Origin of the sequence: Martinezella lusitana (assembly GCF_016901135.1) — a bacterium.
Taxonomy (GTDB): domain Bacteria; phylum Pseudomonadota; class Alphaproteobacteria; order Rhizobiales; family Rhizobiaceae; genus Rhizobium; species Rhizobium lusitanum_D.
This window is the reverse complement of record NZ_JAFEVL010000065.1, coordinates 17,915-35,222: the sequence shown is the minus strand read 5'-3', so window position 1 is coordinate 35,222 and position 17,308 is coordinate 17,915. Positions and strand designations below refer to the sequence as shown.

15 protein-coding genes are annotated in these 17,308 nt (G+C 58.4%); 6 read left to right on the top strand and 9 right to left on the bottom strand.

The features are described from left to right. On the top strand, positions 1-677 hold a 677-nt coding region (locus JTP94_RS28125), incomplete at its 5' end, for an IS6 family transposase (RefSeq protein ID WP_204853727.1). Positions 678-969: 292 nt separating this feature from the next. Here JTP94_RS28125 and JTP94_RS28120 read toward each other — a convergent pair. The 3 genes from JTP94_RS28120 to JTP94_RS28110 form a co-directional block, all read right to left on the bottom strand. Continuing rightward, a complete protein-coding gene (locus JTP94_RS28120) occupies positions 970-1,752 on the bottom strand; it encodes a FadR/GntR family transcriptional regulator (RefSeq protein WP_204853726.1) in 783 nt (260 codons plus the stop codon). A gap of 194 nt (positions 1,753-1,946) precedes the next feature. Then, a complete protein-coding gene (locus tag JTP94_RS28115; RefSeq protein ID WP_204853725.1) occupies positions 1,947-2,933 on the bottom strand; it encodes a substrate-binding domain-containing protein in 987 nt (328 codons plus the stop codon). Between the two features lie 44 nt (positions 2,934-2,977). Further along, positions 2,978-3,958, bottom strand: coding sequence for an NAD(P)-dependent oxidoreductase (locus JTP94_RS28110; RefSeq protein WP_204853724.1), 981 nt, complete (start codon positions 3,956-3,958; stop codon positions 2,978-2,980). 259 nt (positions 3,959-4,217) lie between these two features. On the opposite strand from JTP94_RS28110, the gene JTP94_RS28105 reads away from it, so the two are divergent. Beyond that, positions 4,218-4,958, top strand: a complete 741-nt coding sequence (locus tag JTP94_RS28105; RefSeq protein WP_204853723.1) for an ATP-binding cassette domain-containing protein — start codon at positions 4,218-4,220, stop codon at positions 4,956-4,958. Positions 4,959-4,998: 40 nt separating this feature from the next. Beyond that, entirely contained in the window at positions 4,999-5,997 is a 999-nt protein-coding gene (locus JTP94_RS28100) for an ABC transporter permease (protein WP_204853722.1), read from the top strand. Between the two features lie 216 nt (positions 5,998-6,213). Here the strand turns inward: JTP94_RS28100 and JTP94_RS28095 are convergent, their stop codons facing one another. Continuing rightward, positions 6,214-6,921, bottom strand: coding sequence for an IS6 family transposase (locus JTP94_RS28095; protein WP_204853721.1), 708 nt, complete (start codon positions 6,919-6,921; stop codon positions 6,214-6,216). 48 nt (positions 6,922-6,969) lie between these two features. Here JTP94_RS28095 and JTP94_RS28090 point away from each other — a divergent pair, with 48 nt between their 5' ends. Then, positions 6,970-7,212, top strand: coding sequence for a MipA/OmpV family protein (locus JTP94_RS28090; protein WP_204853728.1), 243 nt, complete (start codon positions 6,970-6,972; stop codon positions 7,210-7,212). A gap of 235 nt (positions 7,213-7,447) precedes the next feature. On the opposite strand, the gene JTP94_RS28085 is transcribed toward JTP94_RS28090, so the two are convergent. The 5 genes from JTP94_RS28085 to JTP94_RS28065 form a co-directional block, all read right to left on the bottom strand. Then, positions 7,448-8,179, bottom strand: a complete 732-nt coding sequence (locus JTP94_RS28085) for an ABC transporter ATP-binding protein (protein ID WP_204853720.1) — start codon at positions 8,177-8,179, stop codon at positions 7,448-7,450. Further along, a complete protein-coding gene (locus JTP94_RS28080) occupies positions 8,176-9,618 on the bottom strand; it encodes a hypothetical protein (protein WP_204853719.1) in 1,443 nt (480 codons plus the stop codon). Before JTP94_RS28080 ends, JTP94_RS28085 begins: the two co-directional genes overlap by 4 nt. Next, positions 9,602-12,766, bottom strand: coding sequence for an efflux RND transporter permease subunit (locus JTP94_RS28075; RefSeq protein WP_204853718.1), 3,165 nt, complete (start codon positions 12,764-12,766; stop codon positions 9,602-9,604). The genes JTP94_RS28080 and JTP94_RS28075 overlap by 17 nt, the downstream gene beginning before the upstream one ends. Further along, entirely contained in the window at positions 12,763-13,902 is a 1,140-nt protein-coding gene (locus tag JTP94_RS28070; RefSeq protein ID WP_204853717.1) for an efflux RND transporter periplasmic adaptor subunit, read from the bottom strand. The genes JTP94_RS28075 and JTP94_RS28070 overlap by 4 nt, the downstream gene beginning before the upstream one ends. Positions 13,903-14,099: 197 nt before the next feature. Next, on the bottom strand, positions 14,100-14,789 hold the full coding sequence (locus tag JTP94_RS28065; protein WP_204853716.1) for a response regulator transcription factor: 690 nt from the start codon (positions 14,787-14,789) through the stop codon (positions 14,100-14,102). Between the two features lie 245 nt (positions 14,790-15,034). On the opposite strand from JTP94_RS28065, the gene JTP94_RS28060 reads away from it, so the two are divergent. Both JTP94_RS28060 and JTP94_RS28055 read left to right on the top strand, forming a co-directional pair. Next, a complete protein-coding gene (locus tag JTP94_RS28060; protein ID WP_204853715.1) occupies positions 15,035-15,718 on the top strand; it encodes a response regulator transcription factor in 684 nt (227 codons plus the stop codon). A gap of 31 nt (positions 15,719-15,749) precedes the next feature. Further along, entirely contained in the window at positions 15,750-17,081 is a 1,332-nt protein-coding gene (locus tag JTP94_RS28055; RefSeq protein ID WP_246755393.1) for a HAMP domain-containing sensor histidine kinase, read from the top strand. Positions 17,082-17,308 lie beyond the last annotated feature (227 nt).

Sequence of the window (17,308 nt, the reverse complement as noted above, 5' to 3'; positions counted from 1 at the left end):
GCCATCGTTTCCCGCCTTCTGTAATTGCGCACGCGGTTTGGCTCTACTTCCGATTTCCGTTGAGCCTGCGCATGGTCGAAGAGATGCTGCTGCAGCGCGGCATCGTCGTTTCCTATGAGACGATCCGATACTGGGCGATGAAATTCGGCCCGGACTATGCCGGCCGCTTGCGGCGGAAAGCACCGAGCCCAAATGACGTGTGGCATCTGGACGAGGTGGTCGTGACAATCGGCGGACGGAAATACTGGCTCTGGCGCGCCGTCGATCAGGACGGCTACGTTCTCGACGAGATCGTCCAGACCCGCCGCAACACCAAGGCTGCCAGGCGTCTGCTGAGCAGGCTGATGAAGAACCAGGGGTGTCTGCCGAAGCGGATCGTCACCGACAAGCTTCGCTCTTATGGCGCAGCACGGCGGCAGTTGATGCCAACCGTCGAGCATCGATCACACAAGGGGTTGAACAACCGCGCCGAAAACTCGCATCTTCCTCTGCGGAAGCGCGAGCGGGTCATGCAGCGATTTCGCGCGCCGGGCGCGCTGCAACGCTTCGTCAGCGTCTTCTCCGCGGGCCGAAATCTCTTCGTCCCCGCACCCTCCAAACGCTCAGCCATCGCCATTCATCTGCATCGCCTTGCAGCGATGGCACATTGGAAGGTCGTCACCGGGACAGCGGCCTGATCCAGCCGGCATCCCAAGAAGAGTATTTGACCGAGTTAACTTGACATCACCTGCGGAACATCAGATGCCGAACGGATTTAGATCGCTCCGTCTGCCAGCTGGGCTGCAGCGGGTCGCATAAGTTCTCATTCCGTTCGCCCTTAGCGTACGATTTCGCACTCCTCTTGTTCCGACCCCCATAGGCGGAAATCGTTGAAATTTGATCCCTGCACCAATGCTCCACGCTGCCGCTCAGCGCAGATACGAACGCGGGACTGGCCGCCGCTTCTTCGGCTGGACAGGATGCAAACTTCTATCGCGACCACCGTGCTATGATTTGGTCGGTATTTGCCAGCACCTTGCGGACTGCGTTGCGCGCCATGTTCGGTCGCTGCAATCGGATGCTTTTCTCAATATTTTCATGAAGTTTCAGCGCATATCGCAAGTTGTCTTCTTCTCGCGTGACATGGGCGAAGAGATGGTTCAGCGCCGACTCAATCAATACGCCGAGCGGCACCAGCAGATCATTTCCGGAGGCGCGCAAGATCGCGATGTGAAATCGTGCATCGGATTCTGTTCGCTGCTGGAGCGATGTCGCCTGATCCATGTCATGCAGGGCCTGACTGATCGCGTTCATCTGCTCCTCGGTTCGTCGCTCCGCAGCAAGCGCAGTCGCTTCCGGCTCGATCATATGCCTGAGTTCTTGCACGGCCCTCAGAAAGGATTCGCGATCGGGAGATGCGGCATACCAGCCCAAGACATCTCGATCCAGCAGGTTCCAACGTTCCTTGGGTTCGACCCAGCTGCCGATTTTCGGGCGGGAAGAAAGCAGGCCCTTGGCCATCAACATCTTGATCGCTTCGCGCACCGCCGATCGGCTGACGTCAAAGACTTCCGACCATTTTGCCTCATTTGGCAGAATCGTGCCCGGCGGATAGTCGCCGCGCACGATTCGCAGACCGATCTCGGCTGCCAAAGACACATGAACACTCGCCCCAGTCATGCGGGGAGAATTTGGGCGCCTTGTGGTGGCCGAGCGGTCAACCGTCACCACCTCGACCGCAGCCGTTGGCTTTCCCGATTTTTTGTTAGGCATTTATTTCTACTGCCTCAGCATTCTTTCGACTGTCTGCACGTATGATCAAAACAATCGTAATAACGAGGAAGTCGCCTGCGATTGACGCCGGCACAAAGCGCGGAATTCAGGGCGCGTCAAGCCCTGCGGATCTCTCGATCCGTCTCGTGAGGACAGTCGGCGCACCCTTGAACCGGGTGCGCCAAACCTTGAACCTACTTTTGAATGCAGGTGTCGACTGTATCCTTTGTGCACTCATCGAGCCCGGTGAAGACCGGATCTTCAACCGGCTTGCCGGCAATCAGATCCATCATCACCGAAGGTGCCTTGTAGCCCATCTCGAATGGCCGCTGGCCGACGAGCGCAGTCACCAGACCTTCCTTCGCAATGGCAACCTCGTCGCCGATCGTGTCGGCCGCACCAATGACGAAATCGTTGCTGGCGATCTTCTCGGCCATCGGTTTGAACAGATCGCGATAGGGTTGCGGCGCACCGAACAATGGCCAGCCACCCATAATGCCGAATGCGTCCATGTCGGGATTGGCCGCGAGAATATCGGTCATTGCCTGAACACCCTTGGCACCGTCGTCATTGGTGAACACCGGGCAGCCGGCGACCTCAGTCCAACCACCCTCGCCTTTCAGCGCGGTCAAGCCTTTCTGGCCAGTGAGCGTGTCGCGCATCCCTTGTGCGCGGCGTAGAATATTGTCTGCTCCCGGATTGCCTTCGATCGTGCAGATCTTACCGCCCTTCGGCTTGGCCTTCTTGATGTACTCCCCGATGCGGGCGCCCATCAGATAATTGTCCGTGCCAAGATAGGTCTTGCGCAAAGCTGCATCCTCGGCGGCAAGATCGGCATCGAGCGTCATCACCGGAACCGTTGGATTGGCGGTCTTCAGGGTCTGGGCGATGAGCTTTGCATTTGACGGCGAAATTGCGATTGCAGCCGTGTCTGCCTTGCCCAACATATCCTGAACGATCTGCGCTTCGCCGGCTTCATCGGATGTCGATGCCGGGCCGGTGTAGAAGCACTCGTATTTCGCCGTGGGGTTCTCCTTGTTCCATTTCTGGCAACCTTGATTGATTGCTTCGAAGAACGGATTGTCGAGGCCCTTGACGACGATGACGAGTTGTTTTTTGGCCAAGGCTTGCCCGGCGGTGAGTGCTAAGACTGCGGCTGTAAGTAGTAATGCCTTCCTCATAGTTTCCTCCCTTGAAACAGACGGACAGTGCCCGCCACACGAAATCAACCCGGATACCAGACGATGCGAGGCTCCTCCTTCGAACGCTCGTATTGCCAGGCTGAGTCGATAAGCATTTCGAAATCGTAGTTTGGCCGCCAATCCAGCAGGTATTTCGCTTTGCTGTTGTCCATCCAATTGGAATGGAAGCGGCTTGGTATATCGATCGAGCCGAGATTGCGCGTACGCAGGAGATAGGCGGCGACTTCAGCATAGTCGACTGGTCGATCCATGCAGATATTGAAGAGTTGCCGCTCCGCCCGGGGGTTATCGATCGCTCCCAGTATTGCCGATACAAGGTCATCGACATGCACGAAGTTGCGTTTCAGCGGACGACCGTCAGCATCGAGCAGCAGCGGCACCGTACCGATTGCTGCATAGCGCCGCGCCGCTTCTTCCGGAACGAGCGTCTTCCAGTCCGGACCGCCAAAGACATCGTCTCCAAAAGACAGCGAATACTTGAAATCGTCCTTTTCCATGATCCAGGGCGCGCGCAGACAACAGCTATTGAGACCGTACTGAATGCCAAACTGCTCCAGCATGACCTCTTCCAGGACTTTGGAGAGCGCATAGCTTCCCGGATAGGCGCAATGGCGGGCGTTCTCGGTGATCGGGCCGTCGTGGCGATAGTGGAAATGTCCCACACCCGCATCACCACCGATCAGGATGAACTGGCGTGCCGTGACGCTGGTACGGAACTCCTCGAGCAGCCAAAAGAGACCTTTGACCGTGACATCCATGACGTCGCTCGGCGTTTCCTTGCATGTGGCGAGATGCACGACATGGGTAACGTCTTCCAGCGCCGCTGCCACGACATCGCGATCGGCGATCGAGCCTTGGAAGACGTCGACACGGTCGGTCGCCTCGTACAAACGATTATGACAAAGCGCACGAATACGGGCTTTGGAAAATCGCGGATCGTCAAGCAGCCCAGCAATGAAGCGCCGCCCGACCTTGCCCGTCGCACCGGTAACAAGGATTAGCATGCTCTTTCTCCCCCATTGATAGCTAATATCCGAGCGCCACTTTCGTCAAATGATATTTGTCTGACAAAACAGATTTTTGCGACAATAATGTCAATGACCGGGACAACGAGTTGACGCTGTCGCAGGGTTTTGCGTAAATGCTCGCAATCGCTTTTCCTGGGAGGATATTGGAAAAGCGAATTCGCCGGAGCCTTGCGTCGAAGACATGCAGGGTTCGGTGCGACGGATAGCCCGCAGGTTTTGGGAGGCGAGGAGGCTGGTGGCGGTTCTTGAGCTCAGCAATATTTCCAAACATTTCGGTGCCATCCAGGCAGTCAACGATGTTTCGTTTTCGCTCGAAGCGGGGCAGGTTGTCGGCCTGATGGGCGACAACGGGGCTGGAAAGTCCACACTGGTGAAGATGATTGCCGGCAACTTTCGACCGAGCCATGGAACCATGCGGCTCGACGGCGCCGATCTCGTGCTTCATCGGCCGAAGGAAGCGCGCCAGCATGGCATTGAGATCGTTCACCAGGATTTGGCGCTCTGCAACAATCTGACGGCGGCAGCGAACGTGTTCCTCGGACGAGAATTGCGCCGCGGCGTATGGCCTCTTCGCATCCTCGACCACAAGACCATGTACAAGCGCGCCGGCGAGATATTTCGCGAGCTCAAATCCGAGACGCGGGCGCGCGATCTCGTCAAGCAAATGTCAGGTGGCCAGCGGCAAGCGGTAGCGATCGGCCGCACAATGCTGTCTGAAGCGAAAATCGTATTGATGGACGAGCCGACAGCAGCCATTTCCGTGCGCCAGGTGGCTGAGGTTCTAAATCTGATCCGCCAATTGCGGGACCGGGGCATTGTCGTTGTCCTGATCAGCCACCGCATGCCCGACGTCTTTTCGGTCGCCGACCGCGTGATCGTGATGCGGCGAGGCAGAAAAGTAGCCGACAAGCAGATTGCGGCAAGTTCGCCGGAGGAAGTGACGGGACTGATCACCGGCGCCATCGAACAGGTGTGATCGATGCTATCCATTGCAACAGGAAGGAAGAAGGTCGACGATGGCGATTACACTTGACCAAACGATCGGACAGAAACAACGGAGCTGGCTTGCGACGATCATGGGCGGCCAGACATTCTGGGTGCTGATTGCAGTCATTCTCGCCTGCATTTTTCTGTCGATGGCGACGGACTCCTTTGCGACGGCGAAGAACATCTACAACATCACCCGCAACGTCACTTTCGTCGCCATTATCGCGCTGGGCATGACGCTGGTCATCATCACCGGCGGCATCGATTTGTCCGTTGGCTCCGTACTTTGCCTGTGCAGTATGGTGCTGGCGGTTGTCATGCATGCGGGATACAGTATTGAAGTCGGTATCGCCGCCTCAATCGGTACTGCTCTGTTGGTCGGAGCTTTCAACGGCGTCTTGATTGCCTATCTCGGCTTCCCCCCTTTCGTCGTCACGCTCGGCATGTTGTCGATTGCGCGCAGCCTTGCGATGGTTGCATCCAACAACACTGTGGTTTTTGAGTTCGGACCAGATCACGACAAACTACTGGCGCTGGGTGGCGGCGCCTGGGTTTTCGGCATCGCCAATCCAGTGCTTTACATGGTCGTGCTGGCACTCATTACCGGTTTCGTGCTGCGCTGGACCAAATTCGGCCGCTATGTTTTTGCCATCGGCGGCAATGAGCACGCCGCAACACTGACGGGCGTTCCCGTGCCGCGGATCAAGGTTATCGTATATATGATTTCTGCCCTGTCGGCGGGGGTTGCCGGCATCATCCAAACCGGCTGGCTCGGCGCTGTCACCACCAACATCGGCGCCGGGATGGAACTTCAGGTCATTGCCGCCGCGGTTATTGGCGGAGCCAATCTGGCTGGCGGCGTGGGCACCGCGTTTGGAGCGTTGATCGGCGCCGCACTCATAGAGATTATCCGTAACAGCCTTGGCTTGCTCGGTATCAACGCGTTCTGGCAAGGTAGCTTTATCGGTGGGGCAATTGTGCTTGCCGTCCTTTTCGACCGAATTCGCAACTTACGACACGACCAGTAGGCGAAGCCAGTCGATCGCGGATGATGACTTCTGGCCGGCGCTGGTGGAAGCATTGGGGAAAGTTTGGTTGCGGGGGCCTGAGTCCACAGAGACTTGTACATTTCAATCTGGATGGAACAATCGAAGCGGAAATCATTTCCGCTTCGCGCCAAAAGCTGAGTCCACGGCGTTGTCACGTTGTTTGAAATGTGGCCACGTGAGCCGACACGGCGCTTTTCAGGCAGGCCGTGCACTTACGGCTTCCCACGCGGCCATGGCCTGGCGTCGATGGGTTCGAATTTGTACTGCGGAGCGGTTGGTCTGGGATGGGACGAAGAGGTTTCGGATGGCGGAGAAGATCGACACGAAATGTTGCAGTGAGCCGACCGACCGGAAACCCTGTCGCGTTCGCTCCCGTTTTCTGAACGGCAGGTGAGAATTCTCCGCCCGATTGTTGAGGCCCTTGTGAGAGCGATGATCGACACCAGGCATGATCTCCCGCTTTGCGGCACCGTAGGATCGAAGCTTATCGGTGATCATCACCCGCGGCGCTCGGCCTTGGCTCTTCAATAACTTACGCATCAGGCGTTTGGCCGCCTTGGCATCGCGGCGGCTTTGCACCAGCACCTCCAGAACAAAACCCTCCTGATCAACGGCGCGCCACAGCCAGTGCTTCTTGCCTCGGATCGAAATGACGGCTTCATCAAGGTGCCACTTGTCTCCAAGCTGGCCGCATGAGCGACGGCGGATGTTGTCGGCGAAATGTCGGCCGAACTTCTCCACCCACAGCCGAACCGTCTGATGGGAGACAATGACCCCGCGGACAGCCAGCAAATCCTCGACCATCCGCAGGCTGAGAGGGAAACGGAAATAAAGCCACACCGCGTGGGCAATGATTTCAGCGGGAAAGCGATGGCGACGATATAGCGGATCACGATCTGTCATCGCCCGTCATCGCACTTCAAATTCCACGTTCCGTTAAGTTGACGATGCCTGGAATCCTATTTTGGCGTGGACTCTGCTCAATCCGCGCGGTCGGGCTATCAGCAATATAAAGCGGGTGCCGGTGTGAAGAGCGTCGATCTTTCCGTCTCCGCTACCTACCTCATCAACGACCATTGGACCGTGCGAGGGGAAGAAAAGGTGAGCGTTCTCGTGGGTAATGCGGCAGACAGCCCGATCGTTCAGGAAAAGGTGCAACCGAAAACGATGCTCATGCTGGGCTACCGTTTCTAGAGCTGCATATGGGCATATCCTCTGCGTAGACGGGCATAGTTTTCCCAGAACAGCTTGTCTCTTACAAATTGCCCGTGGAGGAACGGCGATCACACCCTACAACCGGTCGAGCTGTCGCGCTCTACGACCAAGAGGTCTGCCCTTGTGTTTGCAAAGAGCGGGTAGGGAGATGTCCAGTCAATTATGGACTGGATCCCCTATCGCGACAAAGCCCGCGACCACCTTCGGTGCTTTCCTATCCGCGTAAGGTCAGCAAATCGATCAGGCTGTCCTCGAACGTGTCGAGATCGCTGCCGAGATCCTTCGTGTTGCCGGTGAATACGACCTTGCCCGTCGCGATGACGCTAATCTGGGTACACAATGTTCGAATTTCCTGGGCGTCATGGCTACTGAGGAACGTTGTGACGCTCTCTCTGGCCGCAAGATCCTGAAGAAGCTTCCATGTCACGCGCTTCGCTGGCAGATCCAGGCCGCGGGTCGGTTCGTCAAGGAATAGTACTTTTGGATTTCCCAGCAGTGCGCGCGCGATTTCGACGCGACGCTTCATGCCGGTGCTGTAGGTTCCTATCAGCTTGCCGCGGAATGCCTCCGCCAGCCCGACGCTGGTCAAACAGCGTTCTCCAACTTCAGGGGCATTCGCGATCCCCCGAATGCGAGCGAAATAGGTCAGATATTCGCGAGCCGTCCAATCCGATTGGCTCTCGCTCGTCTCGTCGCTGACGAGACCGATGAGTTGGCGGACGGCGAGCGGCTCCGACGCTACGTCGTAGCCCCATAGCTTGGCACTGCCTTTGGTCGGTGGAAGCAAAGTCGTCAGCATTCTGATGGTGGTTGTCTTTCCAGCTCCGTTGAGGCCGAGGAAGCCGTATAGCTGTCCCTTCGCGACCCGGAGGCTGATCCCGTCGACCGCAACGAGAGAACCAAAGCTACGCGTGAGGCCAGTCGTCTCGATGGCAAGGTCGGTCATCGTGTTCGTCTCCAGCGAGCGGACATCGCAAAAAGGCAGAGGAGTGGAAGGATGGCGCCTATGCTGGCCATCTCTGCAAGCGCGTTCGGTACATGGGCCTCGACCGCCGCCCTCGCGTTAAGCGTGTTCGGTTGCGAGCGGCTTTCCGTGGTGTAGGTCGCGCTGACGTCGATGGGGTAGCGTACGCCGCCAATGTCCCATGGCCTGTTTGGAATGAGATCGACAGGCAGCCGCGCGATCCATCCCGTCTCCACGTGCCGTCCTTCCGTATCCGCCGGACCCATGCCCGGCGCATAAGTTCGGGTCTCCAGACTATTCAATACATTGGCGACGGCCGCAGGCGAGACCCGAACGTCGAGGCCACTCTGGCCGGTAACGTGAATATCCAGGTGTGTAATGCGTTGCTTTGTGTCGACAGGCAGAAACAGCAGCAGATCCTGGCTGGTTGTCTCGCCAGTCGGGAGTGAGGGCCACTTGTCGCGATTGAGGAGGGTATCACAGCAGATCGCCGGCGGCGGTCCGTGGGGATCGACAAGCGCAAGTGCGCCACCACCCCGCAAGAACAAGCCCGGTATGGACGGCGCATCGTTCTGGGCTGGTGCGTCCCGGGTGTAGTTCGTGTCGCCGAGGAAAACTGGCACCGACAGGAGGATAAAAATACCGAGCGCGATCATCCTCCGCTGGATCGGTGTGGCTTCCCAGGATTCAACACCTTGCGTGCGCAGAAATATCCATGCAGCCATGGCAAACGAGCCGACAACGATCACGACCAGACAGACCCATGTCATGATCGTCGTGGCAGGAATGGCGCTGGTTGCAATCGTGAATCCAAGCCCGTTCTTCAGAAGCACCAACGGACTGATCAGCGCCACGTGACCCGTCGCCGTCGCGCCGTAGCCCCGCGTCACCAATAGCTCCTGCAGCGGCACCAACACGGCGTAAATCAACATGACGCCTACACCGGTCGCAACCGGCGGAGCCACACTGCGTCCGATGAACAAAACGCCGATCAGCGTGCCGACTGCGACACTGATGAGAAGGATGCCTGGCGTCCAAATCAGATACATGGCGAGCAGAAAAGGCATGCCGACATTGGCGACATAGACTGCGGCCAAGGGTGCAACGGCGAGATAGTACGCAGCTGCAAGGGTTAAAACGACGAGGACTTTTGCGACCAGCCAATCCCGCCGATCCACTGGGGCGGTAAAGACGCTTTCGACGAAACGGTTGGCGCGGGGACTTGCTATCGTCCCGGCGGCCAGTGGCAGGAAACAGACAGGCGCCAGAAAATAGCCTATCACGCCATAGCCGTCGAGCCAGCTATCCTGCGTCGCCACCGCTGCGAGGCCGCCGAGACCGATCAAAACAACGGCCGCGCCCAGCCAGGCAAAGCGCCCTCGCATCAATGCCCGAAGCTCTTCCCTATAGAGCGTTAACATGTCGTCGACGTCTCCCCTCCTCGCGCGAATCCCCCTCCGCCGCACCTTCTTGCAGCGAGACATCCTCGGCCTCGGGCGTGCGGCGCTTCCGCCTGCGTGGGGACGCAATGCCCGCAAAGGCAAGGTAAACCACCGGGGTCGTAAACAAGGTCAAGACCTGAGAGATCACCAGCCCGCCTACGATCGCGACGCCGAGGGGCATGCGAAGTTCCGATCCCGGCCCTGTCCCAAGCGCCAGCGGCAGCGCCCCAAACAGGGCGGCAAATGTCGTCATCATGATCGGCCTGAAGCGCAGAAGGCAGGCCTGCCGGATGGCGGCGGCCGGCGGAAGGCCTTGGGTGCGTTCGGCATCAAGGGCAAAGTCGATCATCATGATGGCGTTCTTCTTCACGATCCCGATCAGCAGGATGATGCCGATCATTCCCATGATCGAAAGATCCTGCCCGGAGAGGAGAAGAGCCAGCAGCGCCCCGAGGCCTGCCGACGGCAAGGTCGAGATGATCGTCAACGGATGAATGACGCTCTCGTAGAGTATTCCAAGCACGATATAGACAGCGATGACGGCTGCCAGAATGAGCCAGGGCTGACTGCTTAACGAATCCTGAAATGCCCGCGCCGTGCCCTGGAAGGTGCTTTGCACCGTAATCGGCATGCCCACCCGCAACTCCGCCGCGTGGACGGCGTCAACGGCCGTTCCCAGCGAGGTCCCCGGGGTCAGGTTGAAGGACAGGGTTGTGGCCGGCAATGATCCCTGATGATTGATCGTGACGGGCATTACACCGTTGCGCACAGACGCAAGAACACGCAATGGCACCAAAGCGTCAGTCGTGGAGGAGCGGACGAAGAGGTGATCCAGCGCTCCGGTCGAGAACTGGAAGGACGGCTGAAGCTCTTCGACGACGTGGTATTGGCTGACCTGCGTGAACAGTGTGGCAACCTGGCGCTGCCCAAACGCATCATAGATCACATTGTCGATCGCCTGCACGCTGACGCCGAGCCGCGACGCCGTTGGCCGATCGATGACCAAAGTGGCGCTGGTGGCTGCTGCCTGGAGGTCCGACGTGACGTCCTGAATTTGGGGAAGCGAGGACAATGCCTTTTGCATCGCTTCCGACCATTTGGCCAGTTCGTCGGTGTCGCCATCCTGCAGCGTGTATTGATATTGTGTCGCGGACGGGCGGCCGCCGACCTGAATATCCTGCCGGATCTGCATGCCAAGGATCAGACCCTCGATTCCGGCCGTTGCCTTCTTTACCCGGGCCATGACCTGTGAAGCGGTCGCACGGCGCTCCCCAAACTGCTTCAGATTGATTTGAAGCTGACCCACCGCCGAAGACGGGCTGGGGTTGATCCAATATGCGACGTTGTCGACATCGGGATCGGCCGCGATAATCTTGCCAAGTTCTTGCATGCGCGTCGACATGGCGGCAAATGAGATATCGGTTGCCGCCTGCGCTCGCCCTTGGATGAAGCCGGTATCCTGTTGGGGCAGAAAGCCTTTTGGAACCACAGTATAAAGCCAGAGCGTCGCAATTAGGGTGAGGAACGTCACCGCAAGTGTCGCCAGCCGGAAGCGCAAAACGAAATCGAGGCCGACCCCATAGGCTTTGGCGGTCGCCTCGAAGGCCTGCTCGGACCAGCGATAGAGCCTGCCATGTGGCCTGTCGTGCTCGTGGCGGATCAGCCAGCCACACAGCATTGGTGTCACGGTCAGTGAAACAAGACCTGACATGATGATCGCAACACTGACGGTGACGGCAAATTCCCGGAAAAGACGGCCGACCACGCCGCCCATCAGCAGAATGGGTATGAACACGGCAATGAGCGATACGGTCATCGATACGATCGTAAAGCCGACCTCGCGAGCGCCATCGATGGCCGCCTGGAGCCTGGATTTGCCTGCTTCGACGTGGCGGATGATGTTCTCGATCACGACGATGGCGTCGTCAACGACGAATCCGGCAGCAATGGTCAGCCCCATGAGCGACAGGTTATCAAGACTGTCGCCAAGCAGATACATTACGCAGAACGTGCCCAGCAGGGAGAGCGGGATTGTAATGCTGGGGATCAGGGTTGCCCACAGATTCCGGAGAAACGCGAAGATCACCATGATAACAAGGCCAATGGTAATCAGCATCGTTATCTCGACATCCTTGACCGAAGCATCGATCGTTTGCGTGCGATCTCCGACGACGGAGAGTTTCACCGCCGCCGGTAGCCCGGCCTCAAGCGCCGGCAGCCGGTCCTTGATCCGCTGGATGGTGTCGATGACGTTAAAGCCGGGCTGTTTGTGGATGTCGATCATGACGGCACGCTTCGATTGAAGCCACGCCGCCTGATGGGAATCGAGAGGTCCGGTGATGATTGTTCCAAGATCCTGCAACCGTATCGGCGCTCCGTTCCTGTAGGCAACGATCATGGATTCATAGGACGGGACGTCGATGATCTGGTCGGTCGAGTCGAGAACCACGGCGCGATCGGCGCCGTTTAGCGAACCCTTGGGCGCATTGACGGTTTGGGCGTTGATGACGCTTCTGATGTCTTCCAGAGAAAGGCCGTGCGAAGCCAGCTTGTCGGGATCGAGACGCACACGCACCGAGGGCCGTTGCGGCCCGTGGAAATCTACCAGTCCGACGCCGGTCATCTGGGAGATTTGCTGCGCGATCACGTCTTCAGCGTAGTGATCGAGTTCGGTCAGCGGAAGCAAGTCGGACGACAGCGCCACGGTCAGAAGGGTTGCTTCGGCCGGATTGGTCTTTTCGTAGGTCGGCGGATTTGGCAGATCTTTCGGTAGATTGCCGGCCGCAGCGTTGATCGCGGCCTGGACGTCCTGGGCAGCGCTATTGATGTCGCGCGACAGGTCGAATTGCAGCGTAATGTTCGTCTGGCCAGACGAACTTGTCGAGGTCATCTGCGTGATGCCGGAGACATTCGACAGTTGATTTTCAAGGGGTGTCGCAACGGATGTCGCCATCGTATCCGCGTTGGCGCCCGGCAGGTTCGTCTGGATCTGGATCGTGGGGAAATCGACCTGCGGCAGCGGCGCTACCGGCAACATGAAGTAGGCGACCGTACCGAGCAGAACGACTGCGAGCGCCAGGAGACAGGTGCCGATCCGGCGCCGGATAAAGACTTCGGAAATGCTCATGTTGGAGATCCAGACGTCTGATTGCTGTCTGTGGACTGCATTTTCGGGGCGACCAGGCTACCGTCGGTCAGTCTCGATTGCCCGCCGAGAACGATGTCCTGGCCGGGCAAGACGCCCGATAGCAAAGCAGTATATCCGCCGACCGTCGGCCCCATTGTCACCGGGGTTGCCGCGACGGTCCTATCTGGTTTGACGATGAAGACATAGGCGCCGTTTTGACCGTTTTGGACTGCGGCGGCGGGAACGACCGTGGCGTTGCGATCAGTGCTGATGAGAATGCGCGCCGTCACAAGCTCTCCTGGCCAAAGAGCCCTGTCGCCATTGGGGAAAACTGCCTTCAGGCGGATCATGCCGGTGGACGTGTCGACCTGGCTGTCGATAACAGCAAGCTTGCCGTCGGCAAGATGTTGGACGCCATCGCGGCTGTAGACAGTGACAGAGAGATCCCCCTGCCCCTGGCCCGCAATAAGCGCCGGCAAATCGTCTTGCGGAAGAGAAAAACGCACCGAGATGGGAGCCATCTGGGTGATGCTGACCACGCCAGTCGAATCGCTTGCGTGAACGATGGCGCCTTCGTCGACCTGACGCAGGCCGACGCGACCGCTGATAGGTGCTTTTACAGTCGTGAATTCGAGATTGAGCCTGGCTGTGTCGATCGCAGCCTGGTCGCCGGCAAGCGCTGCCGTGAAAATCGCAACCTGAGCCTTTGCCGTGTCGATCGCCTGGGTCGTACCGGCGCCGGAGGAATTGAGCTTGCCGGCGCGCGCCTCGTCGGCTTTGGCATTGTCGAGAGACGCCTGATCCTTTTGATAAGCGGCCTGCGCCTGGGCAAGTTGGGCCTCGTAGGGCCGCCGATCGATCTGGGCGAGGACATCACCAGCGTTGACATCTCGCCCTTCGGTGAAGGCAATATTTTGCAGCTGACCATCTGCACGGAATTTGACGTCGATGGCATTGAGAGACGTCACCGTCCCAAGCCCGGATCGCTCGATCGGCAAGTCCCGTGTCAATACTTTGGTGGCTGTGACCGGTATCGCTGTCGGCGGAGCTGGCGCGGCCGCAGGGCCACCTGCCTTGGCTTCCAGCATGACCTTGCCGCCCGCTCCGAGCAAGGCAACGACTGCGATCAAGCCCATCACTCGAAACCAACGCGTCTTTCGCGGTGGTCGAAACTCTTCTCCGTCTTTCACAAATAACTCCGTCATGATCTCGGCGCAACGCCCGTCCGCCAGGCGTCGTCACCTTCGCGGGCCTGTTGCAAGGCACGATCATCATGGCCGCTCTTCGATGGAGCGGGTCTCTCGTGAACATGAAATCCTGTTCAGGATGGCGACTATGTTGCCTTCGGGATTGCAGCAGCGATTGTGTAGCCCGCGCCCGGCACGGTCTGGATCATCTGCGTGTCGAAGCCCGCATCAAGCTTTCGGCGCAAGCGATGGATATGCATATCGATAATATTGCCGCGTGGTTCGAAGTCATAATTCCACGCCGCCTCGAGCAACATCGAGCGGGTGACGATCTGGCCGGCATGCCTCATCAACGTCTGGAGCAGGAGGAATTCGCGATACTGAAGCGTGATCGGCCGATTTGCGCGCGCAGCCCTGCGAAGCTGCAGGTCGAGTTCAAGATCCCCGACGCGCAATGTGCCCATTTCCCGACCGCGAGCGGCTCGACGGTGCAGGGCTTCTATGCGGGCCAGAAGCTCTGAGAACGCATAGGGTTTGGCAAGGTAATCATCGCAGCCAGCCTGCAGGCCTTCAACGCGATCCGCGGTGGATGCAAGGCCGCTGATCATCAGAATGGGAAGCGTGAACTCCCGTTCACGCAGGCGCCTCACCAATTCCAGCCCGTCCACCCCAGGGAGCCGCTTGTCGACGATAAGAAAATCGTAAATTCCTTCAAGTGCCTGGGTCAGGCCGGTTTCGCCGTCGTCGGCGCGATCGACGATATACCCACTTTCCGACAATCCCCTTGTCAAATAATTCGCTGTCTTATTATCGTCTTCGACGATCAAGATACGCATCGGCCCTGGCACCCCAACGTGATTTGAGACAAACGGGAGCCATTTTTTCCCGCTCTGTCTGTTGTCATCGACCTCAGTGCAATTTCACCCTCCAAGGCTTACACCGGACACAGTCTTAGATTAATTCGATTTCATGTTTGCGCGAAGTGCACGCTCGGCATGTGATGAGATAGTGATGATGCACGCATGCAGCATGTGACGAGCTTTACGACGGGAAGAAGGCAAATGAGCGCCGGAGATATCTGATGCCACGAATCCTGGTGGTCGAAGACGATGAGCGGACATCCGCCGAGATCGAGGCGGCACTCTCTGATCACGGCCATAGCGTCGAGCGGGTGACCACGGGTCGTGAAAGTATCGTGCGGGCCATGGCCGAGACGTTCGACGCGATCATCCTGGATCGGATGCTGCCGGGCGACATTGATGGACTGGGGGTCCTTGCCTCCCTTCGAGCCGCGGGTGTACACACGCCCGTCCTGATCCTCAGCGCGCTTTCGGCAGTTGACGAACGTGTGCGCGGTCTGAAGGCCGGAGGCGACGACTATCTGACCAAGCCGTTCGAGTTCCTGGAACTGACCGCACGATTGGATGTTCTGATGAGACGGCGAGCCGGCCCTGTCGTCGAGACAGTTCTGCGGGCGGGAGATCTCGAGTTGGATCTTTTGAAGCATGTGGTCCGTCGCGCAGGCAATGTCATAGACCTTTTGCCGCGCGAATATCGCCTTTTGGAATATTTGATGCAGCATGCCGGACAGATCGTGACACGAACGATGTTGTTCGAGGAAGTCTGGCACTATCGCTACGACGAACCGACAAACCTGATCGATGTGCATGTCAGCAAGCTTCGTCGCAAAATCGATCAGGCGGAAGCGACGTCCTTGATCCAAACCGTCAGGGGCTCCGGTTATGTTCTTGCAGCGCCTAAGTGACGTCTGCCGGACAACAAGCTTTCGCTTGGCGATGTTGTTTCTCGCGCTGTTTGGATTGGCATCGCTCGTGCTGTTCGGCTTCATGTACGGCGAAGTAAAGAATTTCATGCAAAACAAGGTCGATGAATGGGTCCAGCGAGAGGAACAGGAGTTCGCCGGGCAGCCGGTCGACGACATCCTGCGCAGGTTGAAGGACAGGACCATCGGCGAAGCCGATGCCGAGCGATCAATGGCGCTCTTCGACAAAACAGGCGCCCGCGTCGCTGGCACCGCCATATCGCTCCCCACTTCAATTCCTGACACCGCTGGCCCGTTCAATTTCAAAGTGGTGGGAATACCGGGGCATACTCACTTTCGGGGTGTCGTTCACACTCTGGACTCTGGGGACAGGCTGCTCATTGCCCAGGATATCGGCGAGTTACGCGAGTTCGATGAGGTGCTCACCGGCGCGATGGCCCTGGCTGGAGCGATTATCGCCGTGCTTGGCCTTGCCGGAGCCGCAATCGTCGGCGCCGGAGCGGTCAGACAAATCGACGGCATTACGCGCACGACACAGGATATTATCGCGGGAGACCTGTCGAAGCGATTGCCAACCAGAGGCAATTCCGGAGACGTCGACAAGTTGGCAGGTGTTGTTAACAAGATGCTCGCCGAGATCGAGCGGCTGATGCACGAGGTGAAGGGCGTCTGCGACAACATTGCTCACGATCTGAGGACGCCCCTAACGCGCCTTCTGGCGGGACTTGAGCGTGTCCAGCGACGGTCCTCGTCGACGGAGGACTATCGTCAGGGTGTCGATGAAGCCATAGCCGAGACGCAGGCGGCACTTAGAACCTTCAGCGCATTGCTCCGCATCTCCGAGATAGAAGATGGCATCCGGCGGTCGGGATTCCAGTCCGTGGACGTCGTGGCGATTGCGACGGATGCGGTCGATTTTTACGAACCGGCCGCCGATGAGAAGTCCATCCTCATGACGTTTTCCGTGGAGGGCACGCCCATTCTGGCTATTCCCGGCGAACCGAGTTTGCTGTTCGAGGCAATTGGAAATCTCCTGGACAACGCAATCAAGTTCACGCCGGAAGGCGGAGCGGTGTCTGTGAGGATAAGAGGAGGCCCGAGGGTGACCGACATCACAGTCTCAGACACGGGACCGGGCATCCCGCCTGACGAAAGTGAAACCATACTCCGGCGTTTCTACCGGACAGAGCGAAGCCGTCATACGCCCGGCAATGGGCTTGGTCTTAGCCTCGTTGCCGCAGTCGCCCGTCTTCACGCCATGGTCATCATCATCGACCAGCCAGACATTGGCGCATCCGTCTCGCTGCGCTACGAGACGAAAGACGCTGCGCGCCCGATGGCATGAGGTGCGTCGTAGCCTCGATGTCGTCCGACGGGAGCAGTGGAGCTTCCCCAAGGGTTGGAAGCTTTGGTTAATCCGTTGATCGAGGTGCGCCGCGGCGATTGGGACGTCGACCCGGAAGGCGCGCCCGACAAGCCCAATCGCTGCAAGAAGACCTGCCACTTACTGTTGGTCGGCGCTATTCCGCGGAGGTCGAAAGAATTGTGGTGAGACTGGTCACGCAAAATCCG